Raw genomic sequence first — 24777 nt, 5'->3', positions numbered from 1 at the left:
TTAAAAAAACAACTTCACTTTATATATCTAAAATCATAGCCGCTTTTCAATTGAATTAAAAATGCATGCATGAGTTTTATGATGTTCTCCACATCACTTTTATGCACCGTTTCTACAGTGGTGTGCATGTATTTTAATGGTAAAGAAATCAAGGCAGAAGCCACCCCCCTGTTAGAATAGGCAAACGCATCGGTATCTGTACCAGTAGCTCTTGACGCTGCCGCTCTTTGAAATGGCACCTTGGTGCTATCTGCTACTTCTATAAGCATGTTCAATAGATTGTTGTGAACTGCCGGCCCATACGTCAACACCGGCCCTTCTCCAGCTTTTTGATAACCGCTTTCCTTTTTATCGTACATTGGAGATGTAGTATCGTGACATACATCTGTCACAATAGCAACATCGGGCTTTATTCTCTCGGCAATCATCTGAGCTCCGCGTAGTCCTACTTCTTCCTGTACCGCATTCACCACATACAGTCCAAATGGGAGTTTCTCCTTATTTTCACTTATTCTTCTCGCCACCTCAGCTATCATATATCCCCCTATTCGGTTGTCCAGCGCACGACCGGTAAGATATTGATCATTTAAGGTGATAAGCTCATCATCAAAAGTCATAACACAGCCTACATGTATTCCCAGCTCTTCCACCTCTTCCCTGGAAGTACAGCCAACATCTACAAAAATATTTTTTAGCGTAGGTTTTTCTTCACTATTGTGATTTCGAACGTGAATAGCCGGCCATCCAAAAATTCCCTTTTTTATGCCTTTGGCAGTGTGGATATCTACCCGCTTTGAAGGGGCTATCTGATGATCCGAACCACCATTTCTTCTAACATAAATATATCCGTCATCTGTAATGTAGTTAACAAACCAGGAAATTTCATCGGCATGCGCCTCTATTACTACTTTATACTCGGCTTTGGGGTTGATAATACCAACCACTGTACCATAGGTATCCGTCATATATTCATTAACATATGGCTTAAGGTATTCTAACCATATCTCTTGTCCTGATCTTTCAAAACCCGTTGGTGATGCGTTGTTTAGATACTTTTTAAGAAAATGAGCACTCTTTTTATCCATTTATATTTAGTTAAGCTGATCAAACCATTATAATATTTAGTATCGGCTGACCAATTTGATGTCACGATTAAAACTATATCTATTAAGGATCATTCTTCCTAAAGTGGAATATTCCCATGCTTTTTTCTAGGCAGGGTGTCAACCTTATTTTCAAGCATCTTAAAAGCCTTAATGAGTTTGATCCTGGTATCTTGAGGAAGTATTACCTCATCGACATACCCTCTATGCGCAGCTCTATATGGGTTAGCAAACTTACTGGTATATTCATCAATTTTTTCCTGGAGCTTTGCCTCAGGATCTTCTGACTGTGCAATTTCACGTTTAAAAATAATCTCAGAAGCCCCTTTAGCTCCCATCACAGCTATTTCGGCATTGGGCCAGGCAAAGTTCATGTCAGCACCTATATGCTTTGAATTCATTACGTCGTAGGCACCACCATAAGCTTTTCTTGTAATCACCGTGACTCTTGGAACAGTAGCCTCACTAAATGCATAAAGTAACTTAGCCCCATTGGCTATAATGCCATTCCACTCCTGGTCCGTACCAGGCAAAAATCCGGGAACATCTTCCAATACCAATAATGGAACATTAAAACAATCACAAAACCGGACAAAACGCGCACCTTTTTTGCTGGAATCAATGTCCAATACACCTGCCAATGCCGATGGTTGATTACCTACAATACCGATACTTCTACCCGCTAATCTTGCGAAACCCACCACTATATTTTCTGCATAGTTTTTATGTACCTCCAAAAAACTTTCTGAATCTACTATGAGATCCACCACATCCCTCATATCATAAGGTTGGTTCGGATTATCAGGTACTATGTCATTTAGCGCTTCTACTACCTCTTCTTTTGTAGCTTCGTACGGGTGTATTGGTGCATTTTCTTCACAATTCTGAGGCATATAGCCCAGTAACTTTTTAATATGATCGATGCATTCTACCTCGTTTGCGCATGCAAAATGTGTCACTCCACTTTTTGTGCTATGGGTGCTGGCGCCCCCAAGGTCTTCAGCCGATACTTCCTCTTGTGTAACTGTTTTGACTACATTGGGTCCTGTAACAAACATATACGAGGTATTTTCAACCATCAGCACAAAATCTGTGATAGCCGGAGAATAAACTGCTCCTCCCGCACATGGTCCCATTATAGCGGATATCTGAGGTACAACACCTGACGCCATCGTATTTCGATAAAATATGTCAGCGTAACCTCCGAGTGAAACTACCCCTTCTTGTATCCTGGCACCTCCTGAATCATTTAACCCAATAACCGGGGCTCCGTTTTTCATAGCCAAGTCCATGATTTTCACAATCTTTTCTGCATGAGTTTCAGAAAGTGAGCCTCCAAACACAGTGAAATCCTGTGAAAAAACATAAATCAGACGGCCATTCACAGTTCCATAACCTGTCACCACCCCATCACCTAAATAATACTCTTTGTCCAGCCCAAAGTCGTTACATCGGTGCATGACAAACTTTCCAATCTCTTCAAAAGTACCCTCATCCAGAAGCAGTTGTATTCGTTCTCTTGCGGTCAGCTTACCTTTGTTATGCTGGGCATCAATACGCTTTTGCCCCCCACCTACTAAAGTTTCTTCATTTTTTTTAGCCAGTAAATCGAACTTTTCTTTGTTCGTAGGCATGGTATAAATGCGTGTATCAAGTTGTTTTGCCATAGATATAGTCAGTTTTTTGGATGTCCGCCAAATATAACAAGTAATGATTTAAAGCCAGGGTAAACATGCAAACACCATCGAACATAACAGGTTTTCATTTAACCCCTAAAACCGAACTGTCCGCTCAAAATGTATGGTTATATTGCAGTAAAAAATGTCATTGAAAAGAGTGGCTATTATCGACTGTGGGACTAATACGTTTCACTTACTTATCGCTCAGCACAACGCCGGACAGAAATACGTCCTGTTTCAGGATAAGCAACTGGTAAAAATAGGGGAAGGAATAAATGATCAGGTCATTCATGAAGAGGCCCAGAAAAGAGCCCTGAATGCAATGAAAGCGTTTCGGTCTTTGATCGACAACTATAAAGTCTCGGCTATTTTTGCTTTCGCCACCAGCGCTTTTCGTAATGCCAAAAATGGTCCCGATTTAAAGAAAAAGATATTTCAATTATATGATATAGACATCAATATCATTTCTGGTCAAGATGAGGCAGAACATATCTTTTGGGGCGTGAACGATGCACTAGATATTGGAAAGAAAAATTCTCTCATCATGGATATAGGTGGTGGTAGTGTAGAATTTGTCATCGCCCAAAAAGACGATTTATTGTGGAAGCAAAGCTTCGAAATAGGAGCACAACGACTGCTGGACCTATTTCAACGGCATGACCCGATATTAGAAGAAGAAGTAAATGCCCTGAATGAATACTTATCGAAGTTCCTTAAAACTCTGCTGCAAGCAGCGAAAAAATACAATCCAAACGTTCTAATAGGCTCTTCTGGCACTTTTGACACATTAAGTGAAGTCTACTGCCTGGAAAAAGGTATAACACCAGGTTCGGAGCAAACAGAAACTCCTCTGACCATTAAGGCATATAAAAATATACATGCGCAACTGATAAGGAAGAACCGAAATGAACGAATGCATATTCCAGGAATGATCGAGATACGTGTTGACATGATTGTGGTGGCTTCCTGTATTATTGACTTCCTGCTTAATGCTCATGCCTTTAATCACATCCGTGTTTCAACCTATTCGTTAAAAGAAGGTGTATTGGCACAAATTGTAGATGGCAAATTACTTCGTTAAATTCGCTCCGATTTATGGAAAACGTTTTTAGTGAGAAGGTTTTAAAGAAATTTACCAACGAGGTATTCCTGGCCATCGGTTGCAGCAGAGCTGACGCTTCTTTGGCAACAGATGTGTTAATTAGCGCAGACCTTAGAGGAATAGATTCCCACGGAGTCGCCAGATTGGTAGGGTATGTAAGGCTTTGGGAAGCAGGAAGGATCAACAGCACTCCTGACATTAGAGTGGTACATGAAACACCCAGCACAGCTGTAGTAGATGGAGATAGTGGCCTAGGGCTTGTAGTAGCTCCTAAAGCTATGGAAATAGCCATGAATAAGGCAACCCAGGTGGGTAGTGGGTGGGTAAGTGTGAAAAATTCGAATCATTTCGGTATAGCAGGTTATCATACCTTAATGGCTGTGGGAAAAGATATGATAGGTATAGCAATGACAAATGCCAGTGCATTGGTGGCCCCTACTTTTGCAACTGAGCGAATGTTAGGAACCAATCCGATAGCTGTAGCCATACCTGCAGACAAACAACCACCTTTTGTAGCTGATATGGCAACAACTACGGCTGCAAATGGTAAACTGGAAATTTTACAAAGACTAAATCAGGAAGCCCCAAATGGATGGATACAGGACAGCCGGGGCAACTCATCAGCCAACCCTCATGAACTTAAAAAAGGCGGCGCCTTATTGCCATTAGGAGGCGACCGGGAGCACGGCAGTCATAAGGGGTATGCACTTGGTTCGGTCGTGGATATTTTCTCAGCAGTTTTTTCAGGTGCAAATTATGGCCCCTGGGCACCGCCATTTGTCAGCTTTTTACCCCTTCCTGAAAATCCTGTAGGTGAAGGTTTAGGCCACTTTTTAGGTGCTATGCGTATTGACGCTTTTCGTCCGGCAGACGAACTCAAACAGCATATGGACAACTGGATAGAAAGGTTCAGAAAAACTGCAGCCATTGAGGGTAAAAGCGTATTGATACCAGGTGACCCCGAACGGGAAATGGAGGCCATCAGAATAAAAGAAGGCATCCCTTTAAATGAAAAAGTGGTTAAAGACCTGAAAGAGGTCGGCAGGAAATTAAAAGTGGAATTGAAAAGCTAAAGCCTACACTGCATTAAAAGCCTAAATTGACACCCGCTCTCAATACTAAAGGGCTATCGTATGGATTTGTCAGGTCGTTATCATCNCAAAAACTACTCACTGCAGTAGCCGAGAAACCCCTACCAGACCTTCTGCCTAAAAATCAGATAATCAAGTACTTAAGATAATTTGTATATCGAAAGCCATTTTATAAATGACTCAATATCAATCTATTATCTCAAAAACGTGTCAAACTCAGGAAGAAGGCATCCCTTTAAATGAAAAAGTGGTTAAAGACCTGAAAGAGGTCGGCAGGAAATTAAAAGTGGAATTGAAAAGCTAAAGCCTACACTGCATTAAAAGCCTAAATTGACACCCGCTCTCAATACTAAAGGGCTATCGTATGGATTTGTCAGGTCGTTATCATCATACGTGATATTATAAAGGGCTGTAAGTACAAAAAAGCCTCTGTTTCCTAATGGCTGTGCTATACCGCCACCAAGCAGTACGCTAGAAAGACCATCACGTGAAAATGCCCTCTCCCGAACATCAAAAAATTCAAAACTCAGATATTCATACTCGGCCTGTAAGAAAAAGGGAGCAAATAAATTATAACGAGTGAATAGATTAAAACCGTAATCTGATGCTTCCAGGTCAGGAGTAGTTCGTTTGTCTTTTCTATACCTGTATTGCACCTGTAGCCCTGCGGATAGTTTGTCTGTAACGCGATACCCCACCAGCGGCGCCACTTCCACAAAAGTGACATCACCAAATGCAGCTCCAAGATTACCTCCAAAAAACAGCCGGTCTCTCACAGAAGACCTTTCACTGATTTCATTTCCGTTCTGAGACCAGCCATAAAAGCAGATCATACTGACAAATAGAGTTAATGCTATTTTTTTCATTCTTCTTCAACTACTATGTATAGATCTTCAGAAGGTTTTTTCATCAGGTATTTCTCACGAGCAAACTTTTCCAACAGCTTATCATTACCTAACAACTCTTCTCTGTCCCTTTTTACTTCCTGGATCTTTTCAATATAATACGCTTTTTCGTCTTCAAGGTTTTTACGCTGTTGATTCAATTGAAACTGAGTGAAAACATCATTAGTATCTACAAAAAGCATCCATATCACGAAAAAAAGTGAGAAAAGGATATAAAAATTTTTGGTGAATTTAAGTAGTTTCATCTTGTTCGATGTTGAAAAAATCTTAATAAAAGTACGAATTTTTCTCAATATTCATGGGTAGACAAGGCCTTCACAGCATCCCCGAGTTTGATTTCACCCCCTTCAAGCACTGAAGCTGTAATACCTCCATGGCCTCTCAAAGCATTATACCCTCCACGACCCAGGTCCTTCTCCATACGCGAACATGGATGACACTCCCCGGTATATGTCAAGGTAGCATTACCAATCTTAAAATTTTTCCCCTTCAATGCATAGAGGTTAACACCGGATACTACAATATTTCTTCTCAACAAGGATGGGTGCAGTTCCTTACGATTCAAAAAGGAACAAACTGCATCAATATGCTCCTTTTGAATAAGTGTTACCTGCCTTTTACCATTTTCAGAAGTATAGTGATCCCCTTCCAATCCAATGCCCATTTTAATACTAATCCGATCCACAGCTATTAATGGCTCTTTTCTTAACATACGAATACCAATCCATGTAACCTTACCTGTTTGATAATAGTTCGACGTTAGTTCTTTAATTAACATTGGTTGCCAGAAATGAGTATGGCACTGCATAAAACAGTGCCATAACATACTCAATAATTATAAATAAAGCTAAGTAGGGACTTAGAAATTAACGCCTGGAAAATATGCCATTTCACCAAGTTCCTCTTCAATACGTATCAGCTGGTTGTATTTAGCCATTCTATCCGACCGCGAGGCTGATCCTGTCTTGATCTGTCCGGTATTTAATGCTACAGCCAGATCAGCTATAGTATTATCCTCCGTCTCACCAGACCTATGCGACATAACACTTTTATAAGAATTTTTTGTAGCTAAGTTAACTGCATCAATGGTTTCTGTTAGCGAACCAATCTGATTCACCTTAATCAAAATAGAATTCGCCACTCCCTGATCTATACCATCTCCTAAACGTTTTACATTCGTTACAAAAAGGTCGTCTCCTACTAATTGGGTCTTAGTTCCTATTTTCTCCGTCAATTTCTTCCAGCCTTCCCAATCATCTTCTTCCATACCATCTTCAATTGAGATAATGGGATATTTATTTACCCATTCGCCCCAGTAACTCACCATTTCATCAGAAGATAGCTTTTTACCGGTTGATTCAAAGTGATAAACTTTTTCTTTACTATCATAGAATTCTGATGTAGCAGCGTCCATGGCAATAAAAATATCTTCACCCGGTTTATACCCTGCTTTTTCTATTGCCTTTAATACAATCTCTATCGCTTCTTCGTTCGACTGAATGTTGGGGGCAAACCCTCCTTCATCTCCCACGTTGGTTGAGAAGCCTTTATCACTCAGTACCTTTTTGAGGTTATGAAACACTTCCGTACCCATGCGTAATGATTCTGAAAATGTGTCTGCCTTTACTGGCATTACCATAAATTCCTGAAAATCAATAGCGTTATCAGCATGGCTCCCTCCATTCAGAATGTTCATCATCGGTACCGGCAGCGTGTTAGCATTTACACCTCCGATATAACGGAACAGTGATTGTCCTGCTTCCTGTGCTGCGGCTTTGGCTATGGCCAAAGAAGTACCTAAAATCGCATTAGCACCTAATTTAGCTTTGTTTTCGGTACCATCTGCTTCCAGCATTATTTTATCCAGAAGGTTTTGCTCAAAAACACTAAATCCTATTAACTCTTCGGTTAACATCGAATTGACATTTTCTACAGCCTGAAGAACACCTTTGCCCATGTAGCGACTTTTATCACCATCTCTGAGTTCTACTGCCTCGTGTTTACCGGTAGAAGCACCTGACGGAACTGCGGCTCTTCCCATTGTTCCATTATCTGTGATCACATCCACTTCTATTGTGGGATTACCTCTTGAATCAAGGATCTGACGGGCATGAATACTTTCAATTAAGCTCATTTTTTAATATTATTTATTGTCGTGGATAAGTTGAATAAACTGATCAAATAAGTAGCGCGAGTCGTGTGGGCCTGGTGAAGATTCCGGGTGATACTGCACCGCGAAAGCATTTTTATTTTTCACTTTTATACCTGCTACCGTATTATCATTAAGATGTAAATGTGTGGCTTCGATCATGTCTGAATTCTCTACATCATTTTCCGATATCACAAAGCCATGATTTTGGGACGTAATCTCACTTTGTCCATTAGTAAGATTTTTGATAGGATGATTTAATCCTCTGTGCCCGTGGTGCATTTTATAAGTAGATATATCACAGGCACGAGCTAGTATCTGATGTCCAAGACAGATCCCAAAGAGAGGTTTATTTTCGTCCAGGATCTGTTTTAACGTATCGACTGCATAGTCCATTGCTGCTGGGTCTCCCGGCCCGTTGGAAATGAAATAACCATCCGGATTCCAGGATTTCATTTCACTATAACTTGTCTTGGAAGGAAAGACTTTACAATATACGCCACGTGAATTCAGATTTTTCAAAATACTGGTCTTAATACCAAGATCTAAGACTGCCACCTTGATGGCCGCATTTTCGTCACCGCTAAAATACGGCTGTTGAGTACAGACTGAAGAAGACAACTCAAGGCCTTCCATAGAAGGTACCTGGCCTAGCTCTTTTTTTAATTGCTCGATATCCATCTCAGATGAGATAATCGCGTTCATAGCACCTTTGCTACGAATATGCCGAACCAACATGCGCGTATCCACATCAGCAATGCCTACGACATTGTTCTTTTCCAGGTATTCCTGCAAGCTTTCATCCGCCGTTGCACGACTATGCAGATCAGCATAATCATTCACCACAATACCACTTATTTTAGTAGAATCAGACTCTTGTTCTTCATCAATTGCCCCATAATTGCCAATATGTGGTGTGGTATTAACGACAATTTGCCCAGTATACGATGGGTCGGTGTAGATCTCCTGGTAACCTGTCATCCCTGTATTGAAGCATATTTCTCCGCCCTTGGTACCCTTTTTCCCAATTGCAGTGCCTTCAAGTAACAAGCCATCTTCTAAAAGTAAATATGCTGTCTCTCTCTTGGTTAATTTCATATCTAAGAATCGGTTTTTACGAGCTGTACAAAAGTCCTGATAACATCACCCGTTTTCTGTTCGGGTGATCCAATAAGCGCTATCTCTATACTCAGCTTATGCACTCAAGTTCAGAATTTGTAGATTGGAATTATTGCAACATGTATCGAGACATACTAATCGACCTGGAAGAAAGACGGTTCGGTAAGCTCTAACGTTTTGCAATTTAATGTAGTGATTTGGTGCGCTTTCCTGATTACGCAGGTGCAAAAATAAAAAAAGGGATTAGATATAAATCCAATCCCTTGATTTTTATGGTAAGGCAATATCAATTCTTCTTCTCAGAATCATCTTTATCCTCTTTTTCATCATTTGAATCTTCTGTATCAGAACTAGCTTCTGCTTCTGACTCATTCTCTTCCTGCACCACTGCTTCTGCCTGTACTTCCACCTCCTCTACTGTATCTGTCTCAGCTTCTTCCACCACAGCCTCAGCAGTATTTTCCTCTATTACTTCCGCTTCACTAACCTCTACCACTTCAGTTGCTTCAACTTCGGCTGCAGGGGCAGGGGTACTGCTTTTCTTACCTCTTCTACTTCTTCGTGTTTTTGATTTTTTAGGAGCATCATCCAGAAGCAGCTCATTGTAGTCAACAAGTTCAATAATACACATATCGGCATTATCACCAAGTCGATTACCTGTTTTCAGGATCCTTGTATATCCACCCGGACGATCAGCTATTTTTGTAGCCACCTCGTCAAAAAGTGTTTTAACAGATTCTTTATCATTCAGGTAAGAGAACGCCACTCTTCTTGAATGAGTCGTATCATCTTTAGCCTTAGTAAGAATGGGCTCCACAAATTTTCTTAATGCCTTGGCTTTAGCCAAAGTAGTCGATATTCTCTTATTTAAAATAAGAGACGTTGCCATATTAGAAAGCATTGCTTTTCTATGAGGAGCAGTCCTTCCCAAATGATTAAATTTCTTCCCGTGTCTCATCTCAATTATTCTTCATCAAGTTTATACTTCGAGAGATCCATACCAAAAGTAAGGTTCTTGTCTTGAACAAGTTGCTCTAATTCTGCCAACGATTTCTTCCCGAAGTTTCTAAATTTCATCATATCTGAAATCTCAAGCCTCACCAAATCACCTAACGTTTTTACGTCTGCAGCTTTCAAACAGTTATACGCTCTTACAGAAAGATCAAGATCATTCAATGAGGTCTTCAAAAGCTTACGCATGTGAAGCATCTCTTCATCTACCTGCTCAATTTCACCTGCTTTGTCAGTCTCTAATTCAATAGATTTATCAGAGAATAACATGAAGTGTTGAATCAAAATGTGAGCAGCTCCTTCCAATGCCTTCTCAGGGTGAATCGACCCATCAGTCTCTATATCTAAGACAAGTTGTTCGTAGTCAGTTTTTTGTTCTACCCTGGTATTCTCTACGCTGTACTTAACGTTCTTTACAGGTGTAAAAATAGCATCAATAGGAATATATCCGAATACCTGCTCCGTTGGTTTATTCTCCTCAGCAGGCAGATAACCACGACCCTTCTCAATATTTAATTCTATCTCGGTCTCTACTGAATCGTCAAGGTTACAGATTACCAATTCAGGATTTAGAATTTCAAACGCTGAGGTATATTTAGATATATCTCCGGCTTTAAACTCTTTTTGGTTCTTAATTGATACTGTGATCTTATTATCAAACGACTCCCCGATTTTCTTGAACCTAACCATTTTCAGATTAAGTATGATTTCAGATACATCTTCAACAACTCCCTCGATGGTAGAAAATTCATGTAGTACCCCTGGTACTTTAATACCAGTGATAGAATATCCTTCCAAAGAAGACAACAATATTCTTCTAAGCGCATTACCAATGGTTACCCCATATCCTTTTTCAAGCGGTTTAAAAGTAAACAAGCCGCGAAAATCATCCGCTTTTTCCATCGCGACCTTGTCAGGCATTTGAAATGCTAAAATCGACATAGTTGTTTCAGCTTTAAAGTTATACCCAGTTCAAATGAACCAGGCCTTTTGATTTTATTAAATGTAGAGATTACTTAGAGTAGAGTTCGACGATCAACTGCTCGTTGATATTCTCTGGTATTTCGTCTCTTTGAGGCACTCCAACTACCTTTCCCAGCAATTGACTTCCATCCCATTCTAACCATGGGAATCTTTTAGAGCCATTTGCAGCTAAGCTATCTACCACTACTTCTAGTGACTTGGACCTTTCTCGAACCTCTATCACATCACCAGTTTTTAAGCTGAATGAAGGAATATTAACAATGGTTCCATTGACCACGATATGCTTGTGCAATACAAGTTGACGCGCCCCTCTTCTTGTAGGAGCTATGCCCAATCTAAAAACCGTGTTATCTAAACGCGCCTCAAGTAATTGCAACAGAACTACACCGGTAACACCTGATCTTCTTGACGCCTTATCAAACAAGTTAGAAAATTGTCTTTCAAGAACTCCATAGGTATATTTCGCCTTCTGTTTCTCTCCCAGCTGCACGGCATATTCAGACTGCTTCCTTCGTCTGTTTCGACCGTGCTGCCCCGGAGGGTAGCTCTTTTTCTGTAAAGCCTTACTCGGTCCGAAAATCGGTTCATTGAATTTCCGAGCAATTTTAGCTTTGGGACCTCTGTATCTTGCCATTAATCTATTATTCTAATACGTTATACTCTTCTTCTTTTCGGCGGTCGGCAACCATTATGTGGTAAGGGAGTAACATCTTTAATTGTAGTTACTTCGATACCTGTATTTTGTATGGTACGGATTGCTGATTCACGACCTGCGCCCGGGCCTTTTACAAAAACCTCTACCTTACGTAAACCAAGATCAAACGCCTTTTGAGCACAATCCTGAGCCGCCATTTGAGCAGCATAAGGAGTGTTTTTCTTAGACCCTTTAAATCCCATTTTACCAGCAGACGCCCATGATATCACCTGACCAGTAGTATTGGTCATGGATATAATGATGTTATTAAAAGAAGCTTTGATATGTGCCTGACCTATAGCCTCGACATTTACTACTCTTTTTTTTGCCTTGTCTTTTCTTTTTTGTGCCATTTCTATTCAGCAGTAGTGTCACTTGATACTGTAATAATATCTAAATCATCAGCTTCAGTGACGCGTTACTATTATTTAGTAGCTTTCTTTTTGTTAGCCACAGTTTTTCTTTTCCCTTTCCTAGTTCTGGAATTGTTTTTGGTTCTTTGACCTCTTACAGGAAGGCTCTTTCTGTGTCTGAGTCCACGATAGCATCCAATATCCAGAAGTCTTTTAATACTCAATTGAACTTCCGACTTGAGCACACCTTCTACTTTGAAACTTTCGCTTATAATACTTCGTACGGTATTAGACTCTTCATCCGTCCAGTCTTTCACCTTTTTACTCAAGTCTATTCCAGCCTTGGTAAGAATGTTTTGTGCCGAACTTCTTCCTATACCAAAAATATACGTTAGGGCCACTTCACCCCTCTTATGATCTGGAATATCTACTCCTGCTATACGTGCCATAAACTAGCCTTGTCTTTGTTTAAACCTAGGATTCTTTTTATTGATCACGTAGACTTTCCCTTTCCTTCTGATAATCTTACAATCAGCGCTACGTTTTTTTACTGACGCTTTAACCTTCATGTTTTTTATTTATAACGGTAAACAATTCGTCCTTTTGTCAAATCATATGGTGACATTTCCAACTTTACCCTGTCACCCGGTAAAATCTTGATATAGTTCATTCTCATTTTACCAGAAATATGTGCAATAACCTCATGTCCGTTTTCCAATTCTACTCTAAACATGGCATTTGACAATGCTTCGATTATGGTACCATCCTGTTCAATTGACTTCTGTTTCGCCATTTCAAGATATAAAGTTCTCTTCTATATATTTATGGGTCGTCAAGACCTCAGTTCCTTCTTTAAAAATTGCAACAGTATGTTCAAAGTGAGCTGATGGTCTTCGATCTGCTGTTCTTATTGTCCAGCCATCTGCTTCCTGTACCACACTTCTAGTACCCAAATTGATCATAGGCTCTATGGCAATAACCAACCCTTCTTTTAATAAAGGCCCCTTACCTCTTTTACCATAATTCGGAACCTCCGGACTCTCATGTAAATCCTTTCCTAATCCATGCCCTACAAGCTCACGTACTATGCCATAACCATACTGTTCAACATGATTCTGGATTGCAAAAGCTATATCTCCTATACGATTTCCGTATATCGCTTTCTCAATTCCCTTATAAAGCGACTCTTTCGTCGCTTTAAGTAGCTGATCAACCTCCGAAGATACCTTACCTATCGGATAGGTATAGGCTGAGTCACTATGAAACCCTTTATAGAATACTCCACAGTCTACGGAAATTATGTCTCCATCTTTCAGCTCGTATTCTCCAGGAAAACCATGTACTACATTTTCATTCAATGAAATACATAGTGACGAAGGGAACCCATTAAAGTTTTTAAATGATGGTGATCCACCATGATCCCTAATGTATTCTTCCGCCAACTTATCCAGCTCGATGGTTTTAACACCCGGCTTAATAATTTTGGCAACCTCGCCATGCGCTTTTCCCAGGATCAGCGCACTTTCTTTTATTATTTCAACCTCGTCTCTGGTTTTATATTTAACCATTTAAGACAATCTATGCAGCAGCAATTTGAGAACGCCCCTTTACCTTACCCGACTTCATCATCCCCTCATAGTGCCTCATCAATAGATAGCTCTCTATCTGCTGTAAAGTATCTAATATCACACCCACCATAATGAGTAATGATGTACCTCCATAAAACTGGGCAAAATTAGGAGTGATACCTGCCTGTACTGCAAAAGCAGGAATAACCGCTATCATTGCCAAAAATATAGATCCTGGTAGTGTTATCTTCGTTAGTATCTGATCGATAAATTCGGAAGTTTGTTTCCCCGGTTTAATTCCAGGTATAAACCCTCCGTTTCGTTTAAGGTTATCCGCTATGTCATTTGGGTTAACCGTAATAGCTGTATAAAAGAATGTGAAGATAAGTATCAACAGTCCGAATAAAAGATTATACTGCCATGAATAAGGGTCACTGAATGTTGATCCGATATATGCACCTATTTCGCTATCTCTCCAAAGTCCCGCCACCATTGATGGGATAAACATAAGTGCTTGTGCAAAAATGATTGGCATCACACCGGAGGCATTCACCTTTAAAGGAATGTAATCTCTTTTACCTCCATATAACTTATTACCTACCACTTGTTTCGCATATTGAATAGGTATGCGTCTGGTAGCCTGCACTAAGGCAACTACTGCCATGACTACGAAAAACAATGCCACAATTTCCAAAACAGACATTAAAGCCCCATTGAGGGCTTTATCCTCGACTATTTCGTACCAAAGTGACGCTGGGAATCTGGAGATTATACCAATCATTATTAGCATTGATATTCCATTGCCAATACCTTTATCTGTTATCTTTTCACCTAACCACATACAGAACATCGTTCCTGTGATGAGTATAATAATAGCTCCGACATTAAAGAAAATGCCTGGATACAGTATTGCATCAGCAGGCACTGTTGCTGCTAAATAACTTCCTCCCTGTGCTGCGGTTATAGCAATTGTTAAAACACGTGTTATCTGCGTTAATCTCTTTCTTCCAGATTCGCCTTCCTTCTGTAATTTCTGAAAGTAAGGAACAGCAACGGTCAATAGTTGAATAACAATAGAAGCAGATATATAGGGCATAATACCCAAAGCGAAGATCGAAGCTCTACTAAATGACCCCCCTAAAAAGGTATTAATGAAATCGAATATACCCCCAGCTGCTACCAATTTCTCCGGATTAATACCAGGTATTACAATGAAAGAACCAAGTCTAAAAATGATAAGGAATCCGACTGTATTCAAAATCCTTACCCTTAAGTCCTCAATTGAAAAGATATTCTTTATGGTAGATATAAACTTTTTCATGATTATAACTGGGTCACTTTCCCTCCTAAAGCCTCTATAGCCTTAGACGCACTCTCAGAAAAAGCGTGAGCCGTAACATCAACTTTAGTCTTAAGCTCGCCATTACCGAGAATTTTCACTAAATCCTTTTTAGCAGCCAAACCATTGCTCACCATTAACTCTATGTCAACAACAGTCGCTTTGGTTTTAGCAATTAACCCTTCTAACGTAGACAGGTTGATCGCTTTATATTCTATTCGATTTGGATTTCTAAAACCAAATTTGGGCACTCGCCTTTGCAATGGCATCTGTCCGCCTTCGAAACCCTCTTTTCGAGAATAACCAGATCTTGATTTAGCCCCGTTATGTCCTCTTGTAGAAGTGCCTCCCCTTCCTGAACCTTGTCCACGACCAACTCTCTTCCTACTTTTCACCGAACCCTTAGCAGGCTTTAATGTATTTAGCTTCATAATTATAATTCGGTTACAGATACTAAATGGCTTACCTTATTAATCATGCCGTTTATCTGAGGTGTTAATTCCACCTCCACGGATCTATTGATCTTACCCAAACCAAGAGCCTTGATAGTTCTCTTTTGATTTTCCGGGCGCTTGATTGTACTTCTGATTTGAGAAATTCTAACTTTCGCCATTTCGTTATCCATTAAAAACTTTAGCTAATGAAATCCCTCTATTCTGAGCTACTGTATAAGCATCTCTCATATTGGTCAGTGCGTCAAATGTAGCTTTGACCACATTATGAGGGTTTGAAGACCCTTTAGACTTGGCCAGTACATTATGCACACCAGCACTTTCCAAAACAGCCCGCATGGCACCACCCGCTATAACACCGGTACCGGGAGCAGCCGGTTTCAACAAAACGAAACCACCGCCAAATTTACCGATCGCCTGATGAGGCACTGTGCTTTTAATGATAGGCACCTTAACAAGGTTCTTTTTTGCATCATCAATCCCTTTGGTGATAGCATCTGTCACCTCATTGGCTTTACCCAAACCGTATCCAACTACACCATTTCCATCACCCACCACTACAATAGCAGAAAAGCTGAATCTACGTCCACCTTTTACTACTTTAGCGACTCTTTTGATGGCAACTACCTTCTCTTTGAGGTCTATTTCGCTTGCCTTTACTGATCTTATATTACTCTGAGACATACCTATATTAAAATTTTAGACCTCCTTCACGAGCACCTTCAGCCAATGCTTTTATTTTTCCATGATAGATATATCCGTTTCTATCAAATACTATTCGCTCTATACCACTTGCCAAAGCTTTCTCCGCCAACTTTTTCCCGACACCCTTGGATACTTCCATATTAATTCCTTGATTACCCATCTCAGATGAGGAAACCGAGGTCATAGTATGGCCATTTGTATCGTCGATTATTTGAGCATATATAGCTTTATTACTCTTGAAAACTGACAATCTTGGCTTTTCAGTTGTACCAGACACTTTGCTTCGAACACTTCTTTTTATTCTAAGCCTTCTTTTATATTTATTAAATGCCATAGATCAATTATTTAGCAGCCTGCTTACCAGCTTTACGTCTTATATCTTCACCTACAAATCGAATACCTTTTCCTTTGTATGGCTCTACTTTTCTTAATGATCGTATCTTAGCGGTTACCTGACCCAATAATTGTTTATCAGAACCTTCCAGTGTAACGATCGGATTCTTTCCTTTTTCGGTGATAGCCGTAACTTTAAGTTCGCCGGGAACCGCCATCCAGATATTATGAGAATACCCCAGGCTAAGTTCCAGAACATTATTCTGTGCAGTAGCCTTATATCCCACACCTACCAATTCCAATTGATTGGCAAAACCCTCACTTACTCCAATTACCATATTATTCACCAATGATCGATAAAGGCCATGTAAAGCCTTATGTCTCTTCTGTTCTGTTGGTCTTTCTAAAGTCAGCACTCCTTCATTTTCAACCAATTTGAAGGAAGGGTCAATTCTTTGTTTTAGCTCACCTTTAGAACCTTTCACCACAACTTCACCAGATTTCTCATCGAAATTGTAGCTAACGCCTGCGGGCAAACTGATTGGTTTTTTCCCTATTCTTGACATTCTTATAATTTATTAATATACGTAACACAAAACCTCACCACCGACATTCATATCACGCGCTTCTTTATCAGTAATAACACCTTTAGACGTTGATATGATCGCTACACCTAGTCCATTCAAAACACGTGGCATAGTATCAGCTTTAACGTATTTCCTAAGACCAGGCTTGCTGACTCTCTCCAGATGGAAAATTGCCGGCTTTTTAGTCTCCAGATTATATTTCAAAGCAATTTTGATATTACCCTGATAATTTTTTTCTGCCTCAAATTTATAATTTAAGATATAACCCTTCTCGTGGAGCACTTTCGTGATCTCCTTCTTTATGTTAGAAGCAGGTATATCTAAAACCCTATGACCAGCCTTTAAGGCGTTGCGTAAGCGGGTTAAATAATCAGCTATTGGATCTGTCATCTTTTTATTATTCTAAAACAAAATTGCACCCCTATGAAACGGGCCTGCAAAGATACAAAACATTCTTTATGAACAAAAGTGAAAAGAGTTTCTTTTACCAGCTTGCTTTAGTGACACCTGGGATCTTCCCCGCAGACGCCATCTCTCTAAATGTTACTCTTGAAATACCGAATTTTCTCATGTATCCCTTTGGTCTACCTGTTAGTTTACACCTGTTGTGTAATCTAACAGGAGAGGCATTCCGAGGAAGCTTATCAAGGGCATCATAATCCCCTGCCTCCTTGAGAGCCTTTCTTTTAGCAGCATACTTAGCTACAAGTTTTTCTCTTTTGATTTCTCTTGCTATAACGGACTTTCTTGCCATAATATATTAATTTTTGCTGGTAAAGGGCATTCCAAATGCCTTCAGCAATTCATAACTTTCTTCATCAGTATTTGCAGAAGTAACAAAGGTTATATCCATTCCATTAATCTTATTGACTTTGTCAATGCTAATCTCCGGGAATATTATTTGCTCTTTTACACCAAGTGTATAGTTACCCCTTCCATCAAACCCTTTATCACTAATACCTCTGAAATCGCGTACCCTCGGCAAAGCTACAGACATTAACCTGTCCATAAATTCGTACATTTTTTGCCCTCTGAGCGTGACTTTTGCTCCAATAGGCATTCCGTCTCTTAACTTAAAGTTAGAAATAGATTTCTTTGATAAGGTAGGTACTGCTTTCTGACCGGTGATCAAAGTAAGTTCTTCAATACCTGTATCAACAAGTTTTTTATCAGCTACTGCGGCGCCGATTCCTTTGTTGATACAAATTTTTTCAATTTTCGGAACTTGCATAACCGAGCTATATTGAAACTTATCTTTCAACGCCGGTACTACCTCCTTTGTATATTTTTCTCTTAATCTAGGTGCTGCCATCTTAAATGAATTCTCCTGTTTTCTTGGAATACCTTTGCAATTTACCTTCGCTGTTAGCTTTTCTACCCACTCGGGTAGCTTCGCCATTCGAAGGATCAACCACCATCAGATTACTGATATGAACTGAAGCTTCTGTCTTTTCTATGCCACCCTCTGGCTGATTGGCAGAAGGCTTGATATGCTTTGTTACTATATTAACACCTTCAACAATCGCTCTACTTTTTGCGGTAATGATTTCCAAAACCTTACCAGATTTGCCTTTGCTGTTACCAGAAATAACTTTCACTGTATCACCTTTTTTAAGGTGTAGCTTTGGCTTTATATTTTTTTTCCTTTCCATGGTTTATAATACTTCAGGCGCTAAAGAAACGATTTTCATAAATTGCTTTTCACGCAACTCTCTGGCTACAGGGCCAAAAATCCGTGTACCTCTAGGCTCGTCATTGGCTGTAAGTAGAACTGCTGCATTGTCCTCAAAACGAATATAAGAACCGTCCTTTCTTCTCACTTCTTTTTTGGTTCTCACCACAACTGCACGTGATACAGTGCCCTTTTTCAGGCTGCTCGATGACATGGCTGATTTCACTGATACAACGATCTTATCTCCCACGGACGCGTAACGTTTTCCTGTACCTCCTAAAACACGAATACACAGTACTTCCTTTGCACCACTGTTATCCGCTACGTTTAATCTTGATTCTTGCTGTACCATGTTATTTAGCCTTTTCTATAATTTCAACTAATCGCCACCTTTTTTGCTTACTTAAAGGTCGGGTTTCCATGATCTTGACGGTGTCACCTATACCACACTCGTTTTTCTCGTCATGGGCCGTGAATTTGGTACTTTTGTTAACAAATTTACCGTAGATAGGGTGTTTTTCTTTTCTTTGAACGGATACAGTAATAGACTTCTGCATCTTATTACTAACTACCTGCCCTATTCTTTCTTTTCTTTCGTTTCTGGCCTCCATTATGATACTTAATTAGCGAGTTCTTTAGCCTTTATTTCTGTTTGCAGTCTGGCGATCAACTTCCTTGTTTCTTTGATCTTCATAGGATTCTCTACAGGAGAGATAGCATGAGCGAATGTCAGCTTTTGGTAAGCTTCCTTTTCGCCTACAAGTTTTTGTTGTAGCTCCTCAAGACTAAGGGCTCTTATTTCTGAATTCTTCATCTTTCTTTTATTCCGTGTAATCTCTACGTACTACAAACTTTGTTTTGATAGGGAGCTTTTGCTGCGCCAATCTCAGGGCTTCCTTCGCCAGCTCTATGTTTACACCACCGGCTTCGAATAGTATAGTACCGGGCTTTACAACAGCTACCCAATATTCAGGAGCACCCTTACCTTTACCCATCCTTACCTCGGCGGGTTTCTTAGTCACAGGTTTATCCGGAAATATTCTTATCCAAACTTGTCCCTCCCTTTTCATAGCACGGGTCATGGCTATCCTGGCTGCTTCAATTTGCCTTGATGTAATCCACCCTGGCTCAAGAGCTTTGATACCAAAAGCACCAAAGGCAATGGAATGTCCTCTTTGAGCTATACCCTTAATTCTGCCTTTTTGCTTTTTTCTAAATTTTACTCTCTTTGGCTGTAACATTTCGTCGTCTATTTAACGTGCGTTGAACGCCACTAAAATCTTTTAATTACCTCTTCTTCTTTTCGCACCTTCAGCAGGTCTTTTCCTTCCACCTCTTGGGCCTCCTCCGGGAGCATTATTACCAATGCCTATGTTAGGAGATAAATCTCTTTTTCCATAAACTTCTCCTTTGAAGATCCACACTTTGATACCTATTTTTCCATATACGGTATTTGCTTCACTTATAGCATAATCTATATCTGCACGAAGGGTATGTAACGGAATCCTTCCATCTTTATATTGCTCTGAACGTGCCATTTCTGCACCTCCCAGACGTCCAGATACCTTTATTTTTATACCTTGAGCACCTACGCGCATTGCTGAAGCAATTGCCTGCTTCATAGCACGCCTGTAGGATATTCTTGCCTGAAGCTGCTGAGCAACAGACTCTCCTACCAACTTAGCATCCAATTCAGGCCGTTTTATTTCATAAATATTGATCTGAACATCTTTGCTCGTCAGCTTTTTCAACTCCTCCTTAATTTTATCAACTTCTGCACCACCTTTACCAATAACAACTCCGGGACGAGCCGTATGCACCGTAAGCGTAATTCTTTTCAGTGTCCGCTCTATAACTACTTTAGAAATTCCACCTTTAGGAATTCTTGCCTGAACGTATTTTCTTATTTTATGATCCTCTACCAACTTGTCAGAGAAAGTATTACCTCCGTACCAGGCAGAATCCCAACCTCTTACGATTCCAAGTCTAAAGGCAATAGGATTAACTTTTTGTCCCATTATTTGTCTTCTTTATTTTCTTCAGTTTCTACAGCTACCGGCGCCATGCTATCTAAAATCATGGTAACATGATTAGATCTCTTTCTGATCCTGTGAGCTCTTCCCTGTGGCGCGGGTCGTAATCTTTTAAGCACTTTGCCACTATCGACCCTAATCTCTTTTATAAAAAGATCTGCGTCTTCAAGATCGACGTCTTCGTTTTTCTGCTGCCAGTTAGAGATTGCTGACATCAACAACTTCTCTAATCGAGCTGCTCCTTGCTTAGGCTCAAATTTCAGAATGTTCAGCGCTTTGTTGACTTTCTCACCCCTTATAAGATCTGCGACCATACGCATCTTACGTGGTGAAGTCGGCACATTATTAAGTTTAGCTACAGCCTCCATAATTATCTTCTTCCTTTATCTTTCTTACCTACGTGACCCCTGAAATTTCTGGTAGGAGCAAACTCACCCAGTTTGTGTCCAACCATGTTTTCAGTTACATAAACAGGTATGAATTTATTACCATTATGAACAGCGAATGTGTGTCCAACAAAGTCAGGAGATATCATTGATCTTCTTGACCATGTTTTGATGACAGATTTCTTTCCGGCGTCATTCATGACGTCGACTTTTTTCACGAGTCTGAAATCTATGTAAGGTCCTTTTTTAAGCGATCTAGCCATTATTTTTTACCTCTACTGATGATTAGATTATTAGAATACTTTTTAGGAGCCCTGGTTTTTTTACCTTTCGCTAAAAGACCATTTCTGGATCTAGGATGGCCACCGGAAGATTTACCTTCTCCACCACCCATAGGATGATCAACGGGGTTCATGGCTACACCTCTTGTTCTGGGCCTTCTACCCAACCATCGTTTTCGACCGGCTTTACCCAAGTTCACATTCATGTGATCAGAGTTAGACACGGAGCCGATAGTAGCCAAACAAGTTACTAATACTTTTCTAGTCTCTCCTGATGGTAATTTAACGGTAGCGTATTTACCTTCTCTAGCAAGGAGTTGTACATAAGAACCCGCGCTACGAGCCATGGCACCACCTTTACCCGGTTTTAATTCGAGATTATGGATAATTGTACCCAAAGGTATCTTACTTAACGGAAGTGTATTACCTACTTCAGGGGCTACATTCTCACCGGAAATCACCTTTTGACCTACTTTTATACCTTCAGGGGCTATAATATATGCCTTAGCACCATCAGCATAAAATAATAACGCCACTCGCGCTGATCTTGTAGGGTCATATTCAACAGATTTAACAGTCGCCGGAATATCAAACTTATTACGTTTGAAATCTATGATCCTTGACTTCTGCTTATGACCACCACCCATATATCGCATGGTCATTTTACCTGTATTATTCCTACCGCCGCTTCTCTTCTTGGTTACAAGCAAAGATTTCTCAGGAGTCGCCGTGGTGATCTCTGTAAAAGCTGGCGCTGTTCTATATCGCTGTCCCGGTGTTACCGGTCTTAATTTTTTGATTGCCATCTTCTTGTTAGTTAAATTTCGCCGTAGAAGTCTATTACGTCTCCTTCAGCAACTGTTACAATCGCTTTTTTGAAGGATGACGATCTCCCTGTAATGATCTTTGATTTGGTATACCTGGATTTTTTCTTGCCCAGATAATTCATTGTGTTGACATCCTCCACAGTGACCCCATACATTTTCTCTACGGCCTTCTTTATCTCCACCTTATTGGCTTTGAGATTTACTACGAAACCATATTTGCCTTTTTCATTAAGCGCAGAGACTTTCTCAGTAACCAACGGCTTTACTAAAACACTCATTATTTTTTCTTTAATAAGTTATCAATCTTCTCAACAGAACTCTCGCTTAGTATAAGGTTGTCAGCATTTAACACGTCAAAGGTATTTAACTTATCAGCGGTAGTCACTTTTGAATTCTGTATATTCCTACCTGACAAAACCACGTTCTGATTGGACTCCGAAAGCACCAATAACGTCTTCTTATCACTCACAGAAAGCGAAGAAAGCATCTTGATGTATTCCTTAGTTTTAGGAGCTTCAAAAGAAAAGTCCTCCACTATATTGATACACTTATCTTTTGCTTTATATGCCAATGCCGACTTTCTCGCCAGTTGCTTCAACTTTTTATTCAACTTAAAGGAATAATCCCTTGGTCTGGGACCGAATACCCGGCCTCCTCCTTTAAACAATGGAGACTTAATACTACCCGCACGAGCTGTACCTGTTCCTTTTTGTCTTTTCAGCTTCTTGGTAGAACCTGTTATTTCCGCTCTTTCTTTCGATTTGTGCGTGCCTTGCCTCTGATTGGCCAAGTATTGCTTGACATCCAGATATATAGCATGATCATTAGGTTCGATGCCAAAGATATCTTTGGAAAGAGTTACTTTTCTTCCCGTATCTTCCCCGTTATATGTTACTACTGCTACGTTCATTATTTCTCCAGAATTACAGTTGAATTATTAGCACCGGGAATAGAACCATTGATCAAAATCAGATTCTTCTCAGGTACAATTTTAACAACCTGAAGGTTAATTACTTTCACGCGATTGCCACCTGTTCTACCCGCCATTCGCATTCCTTTAAAAACGCGTGCAGGATAAGAAGCTCCTCCAATGGAACCTGGCGCCCTCTCTCTGTTGTGCTGACCGTGAGTTCTTTGTCCAACACCACCGAAATTATGCCTTTTGACTACCCCTTGAAAGCCCTTACCTTTTGAAGTGCCAATGGCATCAACAAAATCACCTTCCTGGAATACATCTTCAACCTTAATTTCTTGTCCCAACTGCACTCCTCCTTCAAATTCAATTCGGAAATCTCTGAACTCCGCCACTTCCTTTTTAGGAGTAGTATTGGCTTTCTCGAAATGTCCTAACAAAGCTTTGGGTGTATTTTTCAACTTTCGTTCCCCAAAACCTAACTGTACGGCGGTGTACCCGTCCGTTTCCTCGTTCTTCACTTGTGTGATAACACAAGGACCAGCCTCTACAACCGTGCATGGTATGTTCTTACCATTGGCACCAAAGACACTAGTCATACCGATTTTTCTTCCTATTATACCAGACATTTTGTTATGTATTAAAGCAAATGAATGCCTTGACCTCTGCGGATTTTACGCAAAAGGACTGCAAAGATAGAAACTATAGTTGAGGAAGCAAATAGTAGTGTTAAAATTTTAAGATGATAACACACTTCTAATGTAAAGTCAGGAACAGGCTAAATTACTGTAGGCTTTTGTTCATAATACTTCTTGAAGTACATTCACAGACTTTAGTTCACCAAATGAATCTATGTGGGTCTTGTAAAACCCTATGATGAGGTTCAAAAGACTTCGACGATCCTCGTTTGAGATATTGATGTGCTCATCATAACGTGCAAACAGGAGCTTGCGAACATTAGACTCCAATAGAGGAACTTCCTGCATAAAAGCGCTATCAATACCAAACCCCAGGTATTTGGTAAATTTTAACATGAACTGAAGGTGGAAGTTTTCAAAACCTGTTTCCAGTTGGTCCAAAATGATCATTGAATCATATATAAATCGGAACATTTCTGTTATCTCACCTTCTTCCTTCACAGATTTATAAAGCACCTCGGCAAGAAATACACCTATGGAAGATTTAATTACTTTATAAGGCATATTTTGATAGAGTTCAGCAGATTTTACCTCTGATATCCGGTTTATTTCTGCATTTGGTTTATAGTAGACAATCAGATCTAACAGGCTGAGTGGCTGAAAAAGTGCAATCTTACCCCTTGCATTCTTGCTACGAATACCGTTAACAATATAGGTCTGCAATCCCAGTTTTTCTGTTAATATCTTAGCTATGATAGAAGTATCCCGATATTTGAAATACTTAAAAACGATTCCCCTGGTTTTGTGAAGCATTCTTCTATCCCTTAATTAATACTTCCTTTCGACATGTAAT

The 24777-nt window shown here is 40.0% G+C and carries 40 protein-coding genes; 3 read left to right on the top strand and 37 right to left on the bottom strand.

From position 1 onward, the window contains the following. Positions 1–14: 14 nt before the first annotated feature. Both FNH22_RS20710 and FNH22_RS20705 read right to left on the bottom strand, forming a co-directional pair. Complete coding sequence (locus FNH22_RS20710; RefSeq protein WP_143400349.1) at positions 15–1085, bottom strand: M42 family metallopeptidase; 1071 nt, start codon at positions 1083–1085, stop codon at positions 15–17. 98 nt (positions 1086–1183) lie between these two features. Continuing rightward, positions 1184–2770: an acyl-CoA carboxylase subunit beta gene (locus FNH22_RS20705; RefSeq protein ID WP_143400348.1), complete on the bottom strand. Its 1587-nt coding sequence runs from the start codon at positions 2768–2770 to the stop codon at positions 1184–1186. A gap of 154 nt (positions 2771–2924) precedes the next feature. On the opposite strand from FNH22_RS20705, the gene FNH22_RS20700 reads away from it, so the two are divergent. From FNH22_RS20700 to FNH22_RS32710, 3 genes are all read left to right on the top strand, one after another. Next, positions 2925–3863 carry an exopolyphosphatase gene (locus FNH22_RS20700; protein WP_143400347.1) on the top strand — a complete coding sequence of 313 codons (939 nt, stop codon included), beginning with the start codon at positions 2925–2927 and terminating at the stop codon, positions 3861–3863. A gap of 14 nt (positions 3864–3877) precedes the next feature. Further along, a complete protein-coding gene (locus FNH22_RS20695) occupies positions 3878–4957 on the top strand; it encodes an Ldh family oxidoreductase (protein ID WP_143400346.1) in 1080 nt (359 codons plus the stop codon). A gap of 193 nt (positions 4958–5150) precedes the next feature. Continuing rightward, positions 5151–5279, top strand: a complete 129-nt coding sequence (locus FNH22_RS32710) for a hypothetical protein (protein WP_255518117.1) — start codon at positions 5151–5153, stop codon at positions 5277–5279. Between the two features lie 13 nt (positions 5280–5292). On the opposite strand, the gene FNH22_RS20690 is transcribed toward FNH22_RS32710, so the two are convergent. From FNH22_RS20690 to recO, 35 genes are all read right to left on the bottom strand, one after another. After that, on the bottom strand, positions 5293–5841 hold the full coding sequence (locus tag FNH22_RS20690; RefSeq protein ID WP_143400345.1) for a hypothetical protein: 549 nt from the start codon (positions 5839–5841) through the stop codon (positions 5293–5295). After that, positions 5838–6125 (bottom strand): septum formation initiator family protein, encoded by a 288-nt coding sequence (locus FNH22_RS20685; RefSeq protein WP_143400344.1) that lies wholly within the window; start codon positions 6123–6125, stop codon positions 5838–5840. Before FNH22_RS20685 ends, FNH22_RS20690 begins: the two co-directional genes overlap by 4 nt. A gap of 44 nt (positions 6126–6169) precedes the next feature. Further along, on the bottom strand, positions 6170–6658 hold the full coding sequence (locus FNH22_RS20680) for an MOSC domain-containing protein (protein WP_143400343.1): 489 nt from the start codon (positions 6656–6658) through the stop codon (positions 6170–6172). Between the two features lie 81 nt (positions 6659–6739). Next, entirely contained in the window at positions 6740–8014 is a 1275-nt protein-coding gene (eno, locus tag FNH22_RS20675; RefSeq protein WP_143400342.1) for a phosphopyruvate hydratase, read from the bottom strand. Positions 8015–8023: 9 nt separating this feature from the next. Next, positions 8024–9127 (bottom strand): glutamine-hydrolyzing carbamoyl-phosphate synthase small subunit, encoded by a 1104-nt coding sequence (gene carA, locus FNH22_RS20670; RefSeq protein WP_143400341.1) that lies wholly within the window; start codon positions 9125–9127, stop codon positions 8024–8026. A 307-nt stretch (positions 9128–9434) separates the two neighbouring features. Further along, positions 9435–10106, bottom strand: coding sequence for a 50S ribosomal protein L17 (gene rplQ, locus FNH22_RS20665; protein WP_143400340.1), 672 nt, complete (start codon positions 10104–10106; stop codon positions 9435–9437). A gap of 5 nt (positions 10107–10111) precedes the next feature. Then, entirely contained in the window at positions 10112–11101 is a 990-nt protein-coding gene (locus FNH22_RS20660; protein WP_143400339.1) for a DNA-directed RNA polymerase subunit alpha, read from the bottom strand. Between the two features lie 70 nt (positions 11102–11171). Further along, entirely contained in the window at positions 11172–11777 is a 606-nt protein-coding gene (gene rpsD, locus FNH22_RS20655; protein WP_143400338.1) for a 30S ribosomal protein S4, read from the bottom strand. A 20-nt stretch (positions 11778–11797) separates the two neighbouring features. Continuing rightward, positions 11798–12190, bottom strand: coding sequence for a 30S ribosomal protein S11 (gene rpsK / locus FNH22_RS20650; protein ID WP_143400337.1), 393 nt, complete (start codon positions 12188–12190; stop codon positions 11798–11800). A 71-nt stretch (positions 12191–12261) separates the two neighbouring features. Beyond that, entirely contained in the window at positions 12262–12639 is a 378-nt protein-coding gene (rpsM, locus tag FNH22_RS20645; RefSeq protein WP_143400336.1) for a 30S ribosomal protein S13, read from the bottom strand. A gap of 3 nt (positions 12640–12642) precedes the next feature. Then, on the bottom strand, positions 12643–12759 hold the full coding sequence (gene ykgO, locus FNH22_RS20640) for a type B 50S ribosomal protein L36 (protein WP_002695078.1): 117 nt from the start codon (positions 12757–12759) through the stop codon (positions 12643–12645). Between the two features lie 5 nt (positions 12760–12764). After that, positions 12765–12983 carry a translation initiation factor IF-1 gene (gene infA / locus FNH22_RS20635; RefSeq protein ID WP_143400335.1) on the bottom strand — a complete coding sequence of 73 codons (219 nt, stop codon included), beginning with the start codon at positions 12981–12983 and terminating at the stop codon, positions 12765–12767. Between the two features lies 1 nt (position 12984). Further along, positions 12985–13758 carry a type I methionyl aminopeptidase gene (gene map, locus FNH22_RS20630; RefSeq protein ID WP_143400334.1) on the bottom strand — a complete coding sequence of 258 codons (774 nt, stop codon included), beginning with the start codon at positions 13756–13758 and terminating at the stop codon, positions 12985–12987. Between the two features lie 10 nt (positions 13759–13768). Then, entirely contained in the window at positions 13769–15079 is a 1311-nt protein-coding gene (gene secY, locus FNH22_RS20625) for a preprotein translocase subunit SecY (RefSeq protein WP_143400333.1), read from the bottom strand. 2 nt (positions 15080–15081) lie between these two features. After that, positions 15082–15528, bottom strand: coding sequence for a 50S ribosomal protein L15 (gene rplO / locus FNH22_RS20620; RefSeq protein WP_143400332.1), 447 nt, complete (start codon positions 15526–15528; stop codon positions 15082–15084). A 2-nt stretch (positions 15529–15530) separates the two neighbouring features. After that, positions 15531–15710 (bottom strand): 50S ribosomal protein L30, encoded by a 180-nt coding sequence (gene rpmD, locus FNH22_RS20615; RefSeq protein WP_143400331.1) that lies wholly within the window; start codon positions 15708–15710, stop codon positions 15531–15533. 4 nt (positions 15711–15714) lie between these two features. Further along, positions 15715–16233, bottom strand: coding sequence for a 30S ribosomal protein S5 (rpsE, locus tag FNH22_RS20610; RefSeq protein ID WP_143400330.1), 519 nt, complete (start codon positions 16231–16233; stop codon positions 15715–15717). Positions 16234–16240: 7 nt separating this feature from the next. Beyond that, the gene (rplR, locus tag FNH22_RS20605; RefSeq protein ID WP_143400329.1) at positions 16241–16588 is read right to left on the bottom strand and encodes a 50S ribosomal protein L18; all 348 of its coding nucleotides are present in this window, start codon (positions 16586–16588) and stop codon (positions 16241–16243) included. A gap of 7 nt (positions 16589–16595) precedes the next feature. Then, a complete protein-coding gene (gene rplF / locus FNH22_RS20600) occupies positions 16596–17153 on the bottom strand; it encodes a 50S ribosomal protein L6 (RefSeq protein ID WP_143400328.1) in 558 nt (185 codons plus the stop codon). Positions 17154–17165: 12 nt separating this feature from the next. Then, positions 17166–17564 (bottom strand): 30S ribosomal protein S8, encoded by a 399-nt coding sequence (gene rpsH, locus FNH22_RS20595; RefSeq protein ID WP_143400327.1) that lies wholly within the window; start codon positions 17562–17564, stop codon positions 17166–17168. A gap of 94 nt (positions 17565–17658) precedes the next feature. Next, positions 17659–17928 carry a 30S ribosomal protein S14 gene (gene rpsN / locus FNH22_RS20590; protein WP_143400326.1) on the bottom strand — a complete coding sequence of 90 codons (270 nt, stop codon included), beginning with the start codon at positions 17926–17928 and terminating at the stop codon, positions 17659–17661. A 6-nt stretch (positions 17929–17934) separates the two neighbouring features. Further along, complete coding sequence (gene rplE, locus FNH22_RS20585; RefSeq protein ID WP_143400325.1) at positions 17935–18486, bottom strand: 50S ribosomal protein L5; 552 nt, start codon at positions 18484–18486, stop codon at positions 17935–17937. Position 18487: 1 nt separating this feature from the next. After that, positions 18488–18826 (bottom strand): 50S ribosomal protein L24, encoded by a 339-nt coding sequence (gene rplX / locus FNH22_RS20580; protein WP_143400324.1) that lies wholly within the window; start codon positions 18824–18826, stop codon positions 18488–18490. Between the two features lie 3 nt (positions 18827–18829). Beyond that, entirely contained in the window at positions 18830–19198 is a 369-nt protein-coding gene (gene rplN, locus FNH22_RS20575; protein WP_143400323.1) for a 50S ribosomal protein L14, read from the bottom strand. Position 19199: 1 nt separating this feature from the next. After that, positions 19200–19457: a 30S ribosomal protein S17 gene (rpsQ, locus tag FNH22_RS20570; RefSeq protein WP_143400322.1), complete on the bottom strand. Its 258-nt coding sequence runs from the start codon at positions 19455–19457 to the stop codon at positions 19200–19202. An 8-nt stretch (positions 19458–19465) separates the two neighbouring features. Next, positions 19466–19660 (bottom strand): 50S ribosomal protein L29, encoded by a 195-nt coding sequence (rpmC, locus tag FNH22_RS20565; protein WP_143400321.1) that lies wholly within the window; start codon positions 19658–19660, stop codon positions 19466–19468. 7 nt (positions 19661–19667) lie between these two features. After that, entirely contained in the window at positions 19668–20087 is a 420-nt protein-coding gene (gene rplP / locus FNH22_RS20560) for a 50S ribosomal protein L16 (RefSeq protein WP_143400320.1), read from the bottom strand. A 42-nt stretch (positions 20088–20129) separates the two neighbouring features. Then, positions 20130–20864: a 30S ribosomal protein S3 gene (rpsC, locus tag FNH22_RS20555; protein ID WP_143400319.1), complete on the bottom strand. Its 735-nt coding sequence runs from the start codon at positions 20862–20864 to the stop codon at positions 20130–20132. After that, positions 20864–21247 carry a 50S ribosomal protein L22 gene (gene rplV / locus FNH22_RS20550; RefSeq protein WP_143400318.1) on the bottom strand — a complete coding sequence of 128 codons (384 nt, stop codon included), beginning with the start codon at positions 21245–21247 and terminating at the stop codon, positions 20864–20866. The genes rpsC and rplV overlap by 1 nt, the downstream gene beginning before the upstream one ends. Positions 21248–21249: 2 nt before the next feature. After that, positions 21250–21528: a 30S ribosomal protein S19 gene (rpsS, locus tag FNH22_RS20545; protein WP_143400317.1), complete on the bottom strand. Its 279-nt coding sequence runs from the start codon at positions 21526–21528 to the stop codon at positions 21250–21252. Continuing rightward, the gene (gene rplB / locus FNH22_RS20540; RefSeq protein WP_143400316.1) at positions 21528–22352 is read right to left on the bottom strand and encodes a 50S ribosomal protein L2; all 825 of its coding nucleotides are present in this window, start codon (positions 22350–22352) and stop codon (positions 21528–21530) included. The genes rpsS and rplB overlap by 1 nt, the downstream gene beginning before the upstream one ends. 11 nt (positions 22353–22363) lie before the next feature. After that, entirely contained in the window at positions 22364–22651 is a 288-nt protein-coding gene (rplW, locus tag FNH22_RS20535; protein ID WP_143400315.1) for a 50S ribosomal protein L23, read from the bottom strand. Then, positions 22651–23283 carry a 50S ribosomal protein L4 gene (gene rplD, locus FNH22_RS20530; RefSeq protein ID WP_143400314.1) on the bottom strand — a complete coding sequence of 211 codons (633 nt, stop codon included), beginning with the start codon at positions 23281–23283 and terminating at the stop codon, positions 22651–22653. The genes rplW and rplD overlap by 1 nt, the downstream gene beginning before the upstream one ends. Beyond that, positions 23283–23915 carry a 50S ribosomal protein L3 gene (gene rplC / locus FNH22_RS20525; RefSeq protein WP_143400313.1) on the bottom strand — a complete coding sequence of 211 codons (633 nt, stop codon included), beginning with the start codon at positions 23913–23915 and terminating at the stop codon, positions 23283–23285. The genes rplD and rplC overlap by 1 nt, the downstream gene beginning before the upstream one ends. A gap of 171 nt (positions 23916–24086) precedes the next feature. Further along, positions 24087–24737, bottom strand: a complete 651-nt coding sequence (gene recO / locus FNH22_RS20520; protein WP_143400312.1) for a DNA repair protein RecO — start codon at positions 24735–24737, stop codon at positions 24087–24089. Positions 24738–24777: the final 40 nt, after the last annotated feature.

Source organism: Fulvivirga sp. M361, assembly GCF_007097395.1.
Taxonomy (GTDB): domain Bacteria; phylum Bacteroidota; class Bacteroidia; order Cytophagales; family Cyclobacteriaceae; genus Fulvivirga.
This window is presented reverse-complemented; position numbering and strand designations above follow the sequence as displayed.